This window comes from Pseudomonas sp. EA_5y_Pfl2_R50, assembly GCF_963970475.1.
Taxonomy (GTDB): domain Bacteria; phylum Pseudomonadota; class Gammaproteobacteria; order Pseudomonadales; family Pseudomonadaceae; genus Aquipseudomonas.
The window spans coordinates 202016-214451 of sequence record NZ_CAXAPT010000001.1; the positions used below are offsets into that span (position 1 = coordinate 202016).

12 protein-coding genes are annotated in these 12436 nt (G+C 60.4%); 8 read left to right on the forward strand and 4 right to left on the reverse strand.

Annotation, left to right across the window (positions count from 1 at the left end; all coding sequences use genetic code 11):
- Positions 1-55 precede the first annotated feature (55 nt).
- Positions 56-751 (forward strand): tRNA (adenine(22)-N(1))-methyltransferase, encoded by a 696-nt coding sequence (locus AACY19_RS00840; protein ID WP_339447011.1) that lies wholly within the window; start codon positions 56-58, stop codon positions 749-751.
- A 105-nt stretch (positions 752-856) separates the two neighbouring features.
- Positions 857-1696, forward strand: coding sequence for an oxidoreductase (locus tag AACY19_RS00845; protein WP_339447013.1), 840 nt, complete (start codon positions 857-859; stop codon positions 1694-1696).
- Positions 1697-1742: 46 nt separating this feature from the next.
- Here AACY19_RS00845 and AACY19_RS00850 read toward each other — a convergent pair whose 3' ends face one another.
- Positions 1743-2006, reverse strand: coding sequence for a PAAR domain-containing protein (locus AACY19_RS00850; RefSeq protein ID WP_339447015.1), 264 nt, complete (start codon positions 2004-2006; stop codon positions 1743-1745).
- 100 nt (positions 2007-2106) lie between these two features.
- On the opposite strand from AACY19_RS00850, the gene AACY19_RS00855 reads away from it, so the two are divergent.
- Together AACY19_RS00855 and AACY19_RS00860 are read left to right on the forward strand one after the other, a co-directional pair.
- Positions 2107-3045, forward strand: coding sequence for an AraC family transcriptional regulator (locus AACY19_RS00855; protein ID WP_339447017.1), 939 nt, complete (start codon positions 2107-2109; stop codon positions 3043-3045).
- A 162-nt stretch (positions 3046-3207) separates the two neighbouring features.
- Positions 3208-3417, forward strand: coding sequence for a tautomerase family protein (locus AACY19_RS00860; protein WP_339447019.1), 210 nt, complete (start codon positions 3208-3210; stop codon positions 3415-3417).
- Positions 3418-3653: 236 nt separating this feature from the next.
- Here the strand turns inward: AACY19_RS00860 and AACY19_RS00865 are convergent, their stop codons facing one another.
- Positions 3654-4238, reverse strand: a complete 585-nt coding sequence (locus AACY19_RS00865) for a TetR/AcrR family transcriptional regulator (RefSeq protein ID WP_339447021.1) — start codon at positions 4236-4238, stop codon at positions 3654-3656.
- A gap of 210 nt (positions 4239-4448) precedes the next feature.
- Here AACY19_RS00865 and AACY19_RS00870 point away from each other — a divergent pair, with 210 nt between their 5' ends.
- The 4 genes from AACY19_RS00870 to AACY19_RS00885 all read left to right on the forward strand — a co-directional run bounded on the left by AACY19_RS00870 (position 4449) and on the right by AACY19_RS00885 (position 10670).
- Entirely contained in the window at positions 4449-5126 is a 678-nt protein-coding gene (locus AACY19_RS00870; protein ID WP_339447023.1) for a type 1 glutamine amidotransferase domain-containing protein, read from the forward strand.
- A gap of 82 nt (positions 5127-5208) precedes the next feature.
- Complete coding sequence (locus AACY19_RS00875; protein WP_339447025.1) at positions 5209-6333, forward strand: alkene reductase; 1125 nt, start codon at positions 5209-5211, stop codon at positions 6331-6333.
- Positions 6334-6533: 200 nt separating this feature from the next.
- The gene (locus AACY19_RS00880; protein ID WP_339447027.1) at positions 6534-8072 is read left to right on the forward strand and encodes a cryptochrome/photolyase family protein; all 1539 of its coding nucleotides are present in this window, start codon (positions 6534-6536) and stop codon (positions 8070-8072) included.
- A 129-nt stretch (positions 8073-8201) separates the two neighbouring features.
- Positions 8202-10670 carry a PAS domain-containing protein gene (locus AACY19_RS00885; RefSeq protein ID WP_339447028.1) on the forward strand — a complete coding sequence of 823 codons (2469 nt, stop codon included), beginning with the start codon at positions 8202-8204 and terminating at the stop codon, positions 10668-10670.
- Between the two features lie 53 nt (positions 10671-10723).
- Here the strand turns inward: AACY19_RS00885 and ycaC are convergent, their stop codons facing one another.
- Both ycaC and glcC read right to left on the reverse strand, forming a co-directional pair.
- Complete coding sequence (gene ycaC, locus AACY19_RS00890) at positions 10724-11362, reverse strand: isochorismate family cysteine hydrolase YcaC (protein ID WP_339447029.1); 639 nt, start codon at positions 11360-11362, stop codon at positions 10724-10726.
- A gap of 133 nt (positions 11363-11495) precedes the next feature.
- Entirely contained in the window at positions 11496-12266 is a 771-nt protein-coding gene (glcC, locus tag AACY19_RS00895; protein ID WP_339447031.1) for a transcriptional regulator GlcC, read from the reverse strand.
- Positions 12267-12436 lie beyond the last annotated feature (170 nt).

A 12436-nucleotide genomic window follows, 5' to 3' on the forward strand; every position in this document is an offset into this window, starting at 1 on the left:
TCGCAGGCTTTTTTGGCCCACGAGGCCACAGGCGTGCGCTGCACAGGGGTTGCCGTTGAACGAACAGACATTGTCCATGCGCCTGGAACGCGTGGCCGCACACGTGCCCGTCGGCGCGCACTTTGCCGATATCGGCTCCGACCACGGTTATCTGCCAGTGGCGCTGATGCGTCGTGGCAGGATTGCCAAAGCGGTGGCGGGCGAAGTCGCGTTGACGCCGTTTCGCTCGGCCGAGCGCACCGTGCGCGAGAACGATCTCGGCCACCTGATCAGCGTGCGCCACGCCAGCGGCCTGGCGGCGATCAGGCCTGAAGACGCAATCACCGCTATCAGCATCTGTGGCATGGGCGGCGAAACCATCCGCGACATCCTCGACAGCGGCAAAACCCGTCTCAACGGCCAAGAGCGTCTGATCCTGCAGCCCAACGGCGGCGAGCAACCGTTGCGTCAATGGCTGATGGACAACGGCTACCGCATCCTCTGCGAAGAGGTCCTGCGGGAGAACCGTTTCGACTACGAAATCATCGTCGCCGAGCGGGCCGAACCGGTGACCTATTGCGCGCATCAGCTTTACTTCGGCCCGTTGCACCTGAAAAGCCGCAGCCCGGCCTTTCTCGGCAAGTGGCAACGCAAATTGCGCCACAAGCAAAAGACCCTCAGTCACCTCACGCGCGCGCAGCAGGCCGTAACGGAAGACAAAGTGCGGGAGATTGCGCGGCAGGTGCACTGGATCACCGAGCTGTTGGCCTGATGGCGAGCGCCTGATAGGAATAGGCAATGCTCCGAGACAAACCGGCATAGGTGAATGATTTTTCGCTGGCTAACATGAGCGCACACCTGATCGCTGGAGTTCGTCATGACCCGCCCTAAAACCCTTTTCATCACCGGTGTGAGCAGCGGCTTTGGCCATGCGCTGGCCACACAGGCCCTTGCCGCCGGTCACCGCGTCGTCGGCACGATGCGCAACGAAGCCGACTTGCAGGCCTTTCAAGCGCTGAGCGCAGACAACGCGCATGGCGTGATGCTGGATGTCACCGACTTCGCCAGGATCGATAGCGTCGTCGCGCAGACCGAAGCCACTTTCGGCCCGGTCGATGTGCTGGTGAACAATGCCGGCTATGGACACGAAGGCATCTTCGAAGAGTCGCCGCTGGAAGAAATGCGCCGTCAGTTCGACGTCAATGTGTTTGGCGCAGTCGCGGTCACCAAGGCCTTCCTGCCCTTCTTCCGCCAGCGTCGTGCGGGCCACATTCTCAATATCACGTCCATGGGCGGTACCATCACCATGCCCGGCATCGCCTATTACTGCGGGAGCAAATTTGCCCTGGAAGGCATCTCCGATACGCTGAGCAAGGAGCTGCAACCGTTCAACATTTTCGTCACGGCCGTGGCACCGGGTTCGTTCCGCACCGACTGGGCGGGTCGCTCGATGCAACGCACAGCACGCAGCATTGCCGACTACAACGAGAGTTTTGATCCGGTCCGCAAGGCCCGTGAGGACAAGAACGGCAAGCAGCTTGGCGATCCGCAAAAAGCCGCCCAAGCGATGTTGCAGATCATCGACAGCGCGACGCCACCGGCTCACCTGCTGCTGGGCAGTGATGCACTGGCGCTGGTGCGGGAAAAACTGCAACGGGCGAGCAGTGAGATTGATCAATGGGAAGCGCTGACTCGCTCCACTGACCACCGCCCTTGAGCGGCGACACAAAGCCCGCCGCCCGCACGCCTGTGAAATGCCTGAACTAGCTGACCACCGCGCCTTTCGGGCCACTGGCAATCAGCGCAGCCCCGCAAGCGGTTTTCATGCCGTCGAGGGCGACGGGCGTGCCGTCGACGGTGTAGGTACTGCTGCCTTCGGCAATCGGGAAAATGCCTTTGCACAACGGGCAACTGACCTTGTGGCCGACACCGGCAATCGGCTTGCCGTTGAGGTCGGTCTGGGGGAAAGCTTCGAGGACTTTGCCACCGTGAGTGGTGGAATCGCCCAAGCGAATGGCATCTTTCATTGCGTCACTCCATTGACTGGCGGGTTGCCTGCAGTACACGTTTCAAGACAACTTAGAACAATACGCAGCTTTGAGCCACCGATCACTGAGAGAACAGCCGATGAAGCAGGCCGACTTGAACACCGCGCGCATGGTGCAGTTGCTGGGCAGCCTGGCGCCGGTCGAAGGCTACAACCTCAGTGCGCTGGAAGACGTGCGTTTCCTGCGGTCGAACCGGCCTTTGACCCGCACCCCGGTGCTCTACGATCCCGGCATCGTCATCCTCTGTCAGGGCCGCAAGCGTGGCTATCTGGGGGACGACGTCTACGTGTATGACGCCCAGCATTATCTGGTGGTGTCGCTGCCGATCCCCTTCACCATGGAGACCGACGCCAGCGAAGCCGAGCCGATGCTCGCGATCTACATGCGCCTGGATTTTCAGCTGACCAGCGAGTTGTTGCAGCAGGTCGACGCGGTTCACGGCGCCAGCGAGTTACCACCCAAAGGCATGTACGCCTCGCCGATGGACGACGCGCTGCGCGCATCGACGCTGCGTTTTCTTGAAGCGATGAGCACGCCCGAAGAAGCGCAAATCCTGGGGCCGTCGCTGCTGCGGGAAATCTACTACCGCATGCTCACTGGCGCACAAGGCGGCTCGATGCGTGCAGCGCTGGCTCGCCAGGGCCACTTCGGCAAGGTGTCCTGCGCGATCCGCAAGATCCACAGCTGCTATCACGAACGTCTGGACGTCGAGCAACTGGCCCACGAAGCCAGCATGAGCGTTGCCAATTTCCATCTGCACTTTCGAAACGTGACGGACTCGTCACCGATGCAATATCTGAAATCGACACGCTTGCATCAGGCCCGCCTGTTGATGTTGCGCCACACCATGACGGCCTCGGCGGCGGCATTCAACGTCGGTTACGCCAGCGCCTCGCAGTTCAGTCGTGAGTTCAAGCGTTTCTTCGGCAGGACGCCGCAAGCAGAGATCGAGTGGATGAAGGCCACGTATGCCTTGCCGGCGCCGGCCATGCCGTCGATTTATGTGTCCTCGCACTAGGGCCCAGACACGAAGTTCGCAATGAACGCGCGTCGATTGATTTGATACACCACGTCATAAATGAAGTACCTCAGGCCGTATTTATCAATTTCCGGCAACTTCTTAGAGTTCGTTCCACCAGCAGCCCATCACTCCGACGGGCCTGCAAGCGGAGCTACCCCTATGCCTTTCATCAACGTGCGCATTACCCGCGACGGCGTCACCCGGGAGCAGAAAGCCCGGGTAATCAAGGAAATCACCGAGACCATGCAACGGGTACTCGACAAGGACCCGACGCTCACCCACATCGTCATCGAGGAAGTCGATACGGATAACTGGGGCTATGCGGGCATGACCACCACGCAGTACCGAAAAGATCTGGCCGGTCACTGATTTCTGAACCTGAGGAGATGCATCATGAGCACGTCCAAAAAAGTAGTGGTGATTACCGGCGCCTCGCAAGGCATTGGCGCGGGAGTGGGATGCGCTGCGACAGCAGATCGCCCAGCACTGGGATGTCGTTGCGTCAGTCGCGGTTCGTTTCGCCTCCAGGTGAGCCCGGATACACGTGCGCTGGCGGGTACGTTTGCCCGACCGACGCCATGCTCCTGACCCGGGATGATCAAGTCTCACGCACGCAACAATTGCTCGGTCATCGCCATCGACGTGTTCAACGACTGCCCGGTGCGCTGCAATTTGTTCAGCAGGCTCGCCCCCAGCCACAGCTGATACAAGGTCTCCGCCAATTGCCGGGCATCGCCGGCGGGCAAGCTTTTTTCCGCCTGGCCCTGCTCGATGCACTCGGCAATGCGCGCGACGACTTGCTCGGCGCCGTCGCGCAAGGTCAGGCGCATGGTCTCGGACAGGTCGGCGACTTCCGCGCTCAGCTTGACCACCAGACATTCATCGCCGTGACCTTCCAGCGTGCAGCGATTCTGCCAGCCCTGCCAGTAATCCATCAGCCGCTCATACGCGCTCAGCCCGGGCAAGGTCAGGCGCCGTTCCATGTCGGCGAGGTAGCCGACAAAGTAATCCGCGAGCAAGGCCTGGCCATACAGCTCTTTGGATTTGAAGTAGTGATAGAAAGAGCCCTTGGGCACACCCGCGGTCTGCAGGATTTCGTTGAGGCCCACACTGGTGAAGCCCTTCTCGGCCATCATCCGGTGGCCGGTGTCGAGCAAGTGTTGGCGGGTGTCATCGTAGGTCGGTTTCATGGGGCGCAAATTACCAGACAATAGACCAGTCGTATATTTCAGAAGGTGCAAGTTTGCCACAGCCGCCGAGGAAAAAACCAAGGTCGAAAAAATTACTAGACGACTGGTCTAATTGGAAACTATGCTGTGCCCCGTCAACTGCTTTTACGGGTGTCAACGCCACGCGAATCCCTCGCACGGCGAAACCGCCTGATCAATCCAGGGTGCTCTATGAAAATCTTGATGGTTCTGACTTCACACGATCAGCTCGGCAACACCGGCAAGAAAACCGGCTTCTGGCTGGAAGAATTCGCCGCCCCCTACTTCGCCTTCAAGGATGCCGGCGCCGACATCACACTGGTCTCGCCGGCCGGTGGTCAGCCACCGCTCGATCCGAAAAGCGATGAGCCGGGTGCGCAAACCGCTGAGACCGATCGCTTCCGTAACGATCCCGCCGCACAGCAGGCGCTGGCTAATACAGGGCTTCTGACGGATGTCAGCGCTGACGATTTCGATGCGGTGTTTTATCCAGGGGGGCATGGCCCGCTGTGGGATCTGGCCGAAGACCGCCATTCGATTGCCTTGATCGAAGCCTTCGACCGCAGCAACAAGCCCCACGGTTTTGTCTGCCATGCGCCGGGCGTGTTGCGCCACGTTGTCACCGCAGACGGCAAGCCGTTGGTTGCCGGTCGCGCGGTCACCGGCTTCACCAATTCCGAAGAAGCGGCCGTCGGCCTCACGGATGTCGTGCCGTTTCTGATCGAAGACGAGTTCCAGCGCCTCGGCGGGCATTACTCGAAACTGGCCGACTGGCAGGTTCATGTCGTCACCGATGGTCAACTGGTCACCGGCCAGAATCCCGCCAGCTCCGCCGCCGTGGCCGAGCAACTGTTGAAGATGCTTGGCTGATTCAGCACCAGGTATGGAGCAGTAAATTTTTTATCCCGCTAATAGTCGACTGGTCTAATAAGCCAGTCGACAAGGTATTTTGATGAACAACAGCAGCTATTTCCAACCGGCGACACTCGGCCTGCACACCTTGAAAAACCGTATCGTCCTGCCGCCCCTCACCCGCCAGCGCAGCACTCAGCCGGGCAATGTTGCCAATGAGTTGATGGCCGAGTATTACCAGCAGCGCGCCAGCGCCGGCCTGCTGGTAACCGAGGGCACGCAGATCGAGCCGCGCGGCCAGGGTTACGCGTGGACGCCGGGCATCCACACCGCCGAACAAATCGCCGGCTGGCGCAAGGTCACCGACGCCGTGCATGCCGTCGACGGCGTGATTTTCGCTCAGCTCTGGCACGTTGGCCGGGTGTCTCACACCGCGTTGCAACCTGACGGCGCAGCGCCGGTCTCGGCCTCCGCCGTGGCCACCGACCGGGTCAGCGTGTTCATCGAAACCGCGCCGGGCGCCGGTGCACTGGTCGCGCCTTCGGCGCCGCGCGCGCTGAGCACCGATGAAGTCCAGGAGCTGATCCAGCTGTATATCCAGGCCGCACGCAATGCCATGGAAGCGGGTTTCGACGGCATCGAACTGCACTGCGCCAACGGCTATCTGGTCAACCAGTTCATCTCGGCCCACAGCAACCTGCGCACCGATCAGTACGGCGGTTCGCTGCAAAACCGGCTGCGCTTTCTGCGTGAAGTGGTGGCGGGCGTTGCCGAGTGCATCGGCAAGGAAAAAGTCGGCGTGCGTTTTGCCCCGCTGTTCACCACCACCGATGAAGCGCGGACTTACCTGGGCATGGTCGAGGAAGACCCGCACACCACGTACATAGAAGCGATCAGGATTCTGCAGGACGTGGGCATTGCCTATCTGTCCATCGCCGAAGCCGATTGGGACAACGCACCCGCCATGCCGCAGACATTTCGCCAGGCCGTGCGCGACACGTTCAGTGGCGCGATCATTTACGCCGGCCGTTACAACGCCGAATCCGGCGCGCAGTTGCTCGACTCCGGGCTGGCTGACTTCGTCGCGTTCGGTCGCCCGTTCATGGCCAACCCGGATCTGCCCGCACGTATTGCCAATGGCTGGCCCTTGAACGCCTTGAACCCGGCCACGGTGTACGGCGGCACCGCCGAAGGTTACGTCGATTACCCTGCTTATACCGGCTGACCGCTAACCCTCAAACCGCCCGCAGCAAGCGCTTGCGATTTTTGCCTGGCGCAGGCTTCGGGCGCGGGACGGGCGCACGCAACTCAACTTCGGCACAGAATTTCCTATACAAAATTGAGTTTTTGTACAACTATTTGAAAGCAGACCCTCGCAGGTTCACGGCGACCTTTTACGCCTTCGATCAGGCCGAAGCCTTTCAAATGAAAAACGTTAACCGCTTGTGCCTGGTGCTGGGCGACCAGTTGTCTTTCGATCTGGCTTCATTGCAGAAGATTGACGGCGCTCATGACACCGTACTGCTGGTCGAGGTGATGGAGGAAGCGACGCACGTCGCCCACCATCCACAGAAGATCGCGCTGATTTTCAGCGCCATGCGCCATTTTGCCCAAGCCTTGCAAGCGCAAGGCATGCAGGTGCAATACGTGCGCCTCGACGACCCCGACAATACCGGTTCGATACCCGGCGAATTACAACGCTGGCAGACCATTTTGCAGGCGCAGGAAGTGCATCTCACCGAGTGTGGCGACTGGCGTCTGGAGCAATCGCTGCACGAATGCGGTGTCGCTATCCACTGGCACGGGGACACTCGATTCCTCTGCACGCGCGAGGCATTTCGCGCCTGGGCTGCCGGCAAAAAACAGCTGCGCATGGAGTTCTTCTACCGCGAGATGCGGCGCAAAAGCGGCTTGCTGCTCAATGGCGACGGCACGCCCGTGGGCGGCGCCTGGAACTTCGATGCAGAAAACCGCAAAGCCCTGCCCAAAAACACCAAAGCGCCCTACCCGGCCAGGTTTGACGCTGATGCGATCACGGCCGAGGTGCTCGCACTGGTGCGCGAGCGTTTCGCCGGTCATTACGGTTCACTGGACGACTTCAACTATCCCGTGACCCACGCCGATGCGCAGGCGCTGTGGGACTACTTTCTCGATTTCGGGCTGGCCGGCTTCGGCGATTATCAGGACGCGATGGCCAGCGACGAACCCTACCTGTTTCACGCACGCATCAGCGCAGCACTGAACATTGGTTTGCTCGATCTGCGCCAGGTGTGCAGTGACGTCGAGTCTGCGTACTGGTCAGGCCGCATCGCACTCAACGCGGCCGAAGGCTTCATTCGACAACTGATCGGCTGGCGTGAATACGTGCGCGGTGTCTACTGGCTGAAAATGCCCGGGTATGCCGAGGGCAATGTGTTCGGTAACCGGCGGCTATTGCCGGAGTTCTACTGGACCGGCGAAACGCAGATGAACTGCATGCGCCAGGCAATCGGTCAGAGCCTCGAACACGCCTACGCCCATCACATCCAGCGCTTGATGGTCACCGGCAATTTTGCCCTGCTGAGCGGCATTGCGCCGCAGCAGATCTGCGAATGGTATCTGGCCATTTATATGGACGCTTTCGACTGGGTCGAATTGCCCAACACCTTGGGCATGGTCATGCATGCCGATGGCGGTTATCTCGGTTCCAAGCCCTACTGCGCCAGCGGCCAGTACATCAATCGAATGTCCGACTATTGCCATGGCTGCGCGTACAAGGTGCGCGAAACCACCACTGATGACGCCTGCCCGTTCAACGCCCTGTACTGGCATTTCCTCATGCGCCACGGCGATGTGCTGCGCGGCAATCAGCGCATGGCGATGATGTACAAAAACCTCGACCGCATGCCTGAGGTAAAACAGCAGGCATTGTGGCAGCGGGGCCAGCAACTGCTCGACAGACTGGATGACGGCGAAGCGATCTGACACGCCTTTGCGGTCACGCCTCCCCAGGCAGTGCAACTTAAGCGTGACGCCCCCGGTCAATGGGTGAGATGGCAACGGGATGTTCGTTCGAAACGCGTCGATTGGACTCAGACACACAATCAACAAGGCATGAGTGGTGAAAATCTGAAAAACCTTACCCGCGAGGAGCTCGAGTCCGAAGTCACGCGCCTGCGTCTGGCCGTGAAGATGACCTGCGACGCGGTCTGGGACTGGAATCTGCAGACCGACCAGATCACCTGGAACGACGCGCTGCAAGATGCGTATGGCTATGACTCGGACGCCATCGAGCCGACCTGTGACTGGCGTTTTGCACAGATTCATCCGCAGGATCGCGTGCGTGTAAAGGCATCGATTGATGCGGCCATCGGCGGTTCGGGTACCGCGTGGAACGCGGAATACCGGTTCCGCTGTGAAGACGGCTCCTATGCCGAAGTGCTGGATCGCGGCCACCTGATCCGCAACGCCGACGGCCGCGCCGAACGCATGATTGGCGCCATGCTCGACCTGACTCGCTCACGCAGCGCCGAAACCGCACTGCGCCTCAGCGAGGAGCGTTTCAGCACGATTCTGGAAACCATCGAAGCGGCGTTCGCCATCGTCAAAGTCAAATTCGACGCAGACGACCGTCCCGTGGACTATTGCTTCGTCGAGGCCAACCCCGCGTTCGAACGTCAGGCCGGCGTGAATCTGCGCGGCAAATGGGTCACCGAGTTCGCACCCAACCTGGAACGCTTCTGGTTCGAGACCTACGGGCACGTCGCCAAGACCGGCGAGCCGGCAAACTTCGAAAATTACGCCAACACCTTCGAACGTTGGTTCGACGTGCGCGCGGTGCGTGTCGGCGACCCCGCCGACCGGCAGATTGCAATCTTCTTCAGCGATGTCACCGAACGGCGTGCTGCGCAAGAACGCCTGCGCGTCAGCGAGGCCATTGCCAAGGAAAACATCGAACGCGTGCAACTCGCCCTCGCCGCCGGCGCGATTATGGGAACCTGGCACTGGGACCTGCTCACCGACAGTTTCACCGTCGATGAAGCGTTTGCCCGGGTGTTCAATCTCGATCCTGCCCTCGGACGCGAGGGGCTGAGCCTGGAACAAGTGGTGACCACCGTCCACCCCGACGACCGCGAGGAACTCACGGCGACAATCAACGCGGTGATTGCCAGTGGCGGCGCCTATTCCCATCAATACCGGGTGTGCGGCGCGGATGGCAAATACACCTGGATCGAAGCCAATGGCCGCGTCGAATGCGCCGATGACGGCACACCGCGACGCTTTCCCGGGGTGCTGATCGATGTGGAAGAACGGCGCAACGTCGAAGCCGAGCGCGACCGTGCCACGGCAGCCTTGCGCGCCCTCAACGACACCCTCGAACAACGGGTCTCGGAGCGCACCAAGGATCTGATGCAAGCGGAAGAAAAGCTGCGCCAATCGCAGAAAATGGAGGCCGTCGGCCAACTCACGGGCGGATTGGCCCACGACTTCAACAACCTTCTCGCCGGTATTTCCGCCGCCCTGGAACTGATGCAGAAACGCATCGCTCAACACCGTTTGAACGACGTCGACAAGTACATGCTGATCGCGCAAGACGCGGCCAAGCGAGCAGCGGCCTTGACCCATCGTCTGCTGGCGTTCTCCCGCCGCCAGACCCTCGATCCGCGGCCGACGGACGTCAACTCGTTGATTGCCGGCATGAGCGAACTGATCCAGCGCACCGTCGGCCCGAGTATTCGCCTGAAAACCCTCACTGCGCCCGAGCTTTGGCCGGCACTGGTCGACGCCAGCCAACTGGAAAACGCCCTGCTGAATCTGTGCATCAACGCCCGCGATGCGATGCCTGACGGCGGGCGGATAACGGTCGAAACGTCCAACCGCGCGCTGGACGATGAATCGAGCCGCACGCTGGACATCCCCAAAGGACAATACCTTTGCCTGTGCGTGACCGACACTGGCACCGGCATGAGTGCTGAAGTCATCGCCAAAGCCTTCGACCCGTTCTTCACCACCAAGCCAATCGGCCAAGGCACCGGGCTGGGGCTGTCGATGATCTACGGGTTCACCAAACAATCCGGTGGTCAGGTGCGGGTGCATTCACACGTCGGCCAAGGCACCACGATGTGCATCTATCTGCCACGGCACCACGGCGAAACCCTGCAAGATCACAATGACTCGCGCAGCACGCCGGCAACCCCTGCAACCACCGGTGAAACCATCCTCATTGTCGACGACGAGCCGACCGTGCGCATACTGCTCAAGGACGTTCTTGGCGACCTCGGCTACCACCTGCTTGAGGCGGGCGACAGTGTCGAGGGCCTGGAAGCACTGCGCTCCGGCGCCCACATCGATCTGTTGATTACCGATGTCGGCCTGCCGGGCGGCATGAACGGGCGCCAGATGGCCGATGCGGGCAGGCAAATCAGGCCGAAGCTCAAGACCCTGTTCATCACCGGTTATGCTGAAACCGCGGTGCTCGGCAGTGGCCAGCTCGGGCCGGGGATGCAGGTGTTGACCAAGCCTTTTGCAGTCGAGACGCTGGTCTCCCGTGTCAGCAATTTGATGGCTGCCAGGATCGAATAAGGTCCACGCGCAAAAAAGCCTGCTTTTCAGGGCAGGCTTTGTTTTGGCCGGGATCAGGCTTGTTTCTGCTGCGCCGTCAGTGCCGAGTAGCTGTTCATCAGGTTGCGGTAGTTGGGGATGCGCTGCGACAGCAGATTACCCAGCCCTTCGATGTCGTTGCGCCAGTCGCGGTGCAGCTCGCAGGCCACCGAGAACCAGTTCATCATCTGCGCGCCAGCCTGGGTCATGCGGCTCCATGCGGCTTGTTGCACGGTGGTGTTGAAGGTGCCGGAAGCATCGGTCACCACGAACACCTCAAACCCTTCTGCCAGTGCCGACAAGGTCGGGAACGCGACGCACACATCGGTGACCACGCCGGCAATGATGATCTGCTTGCGGCCGGTGGCTTTGATCGCCTTGACGAAGTCTTCGTTGTCCCACGCGTTGATCTGGCCTGGACGGGCAATGTACGGCGCGTCCGGGAACATCTCTTTCAGCTCCGGCACCAGCGGGCCGTTCGGGCCTTGTTCGAAACTGGTGGTGAGGATGGTCGGCAGGTTGAAGAACCTGGCCAGATCCGCCAGGGCCAGCACGTTGTTCTTGAACTCGTTTGGCGAGAAGTCCTGTACCAGCGAAATCAGACCGGTCTGGTGATCGACCAGCAGCACGATGGCGTCGTCTTTGTTCAGGCGGTTGTAGGTTGGAATGGTCATGGTCTGCTTCCCTTTTCGATGTTGGAGTTTGTTGTTGCGTTCAAGTTGGGTACAGATTACTGACGCATCGAAAAGGGATAAATCGGTTGAAATGTGTTTCACCGTCAACTGAGAAATGACAATCCAACAGCGCTCATGTCCAGCCCTCCAGGCGCATCGTCGCGCGCACCAGCCGTTGCTCTTCGCTTTCGATTTCCTTGAGGTTTTCACTGACGCTTTGAATGTGTGCCACGGCGGCCCTGCGCGCTTGCTCGGGCAGGCGCCCGGTAACGGCGTGGTAAAGACGCGCGTGCTGACGGTCGATCTGGCGTTTTTGCGGTTCGCGGTGGTACAGGTTGTTGACTGAAGCGAACACCGTGTTGAGCAGCAAATCGGTCAATGAGCGCAGGGTCTGCACCAGCACCGGGTTGTGCGAAGCCTCGCAGATGGCCAGGTGAAACGCGTGGTCGAGCCGAGCATGTTCGCACGCTTGCAGTGGGCGGGTGTGCGCGTCGAGCAAGGCCTGGTAGCTACGTGTAACGAGGACGAAGTCGGCCTCGGTGCCGCGCAACGCGGCCAGGCGCGCCGACTCGCCTTCAAGCAAGCTGCGAACCTCGAACAAATCGTAGAGAGTACGCGGCTGGGAACTGAACAGGTGCATCAACGGCGAAGCGATACTCTGCCCGGACAGGTCGGCGACAAATGAGCCCTTGCCTTGCTCGGTGCTGATGATGCCCCGGGCGCGCAGCAGTTTCAGGCCTTCGCGCAAGGCCGTGCGCGAAACGCCGAGTTTTTCCGTCAGCCGTCGCTCCGAGGGCAGCAGTTGCCCGGTTTTCAACACGCCGTCGACAATCAGCCGTTCGATCCGCTCACTGACCACGTCCGCCACCTGTGTGGCTCGTCCAACACTGGTATGACCAGCCATAGCCCTGTACCTCGGTCAAAGGCAATAGCGCCGCATCTTGTTGTTTTTCAACGCCTAAGTTTGCTTTCGCGAAAAACGCCGGGAAAAGAACTGGTTCGACCAGTGCCGAACCGTCTGGACAGTATTGCTCTTGCGACCAATGATGCAAGCACGCCCATTCGGCGTCGGCC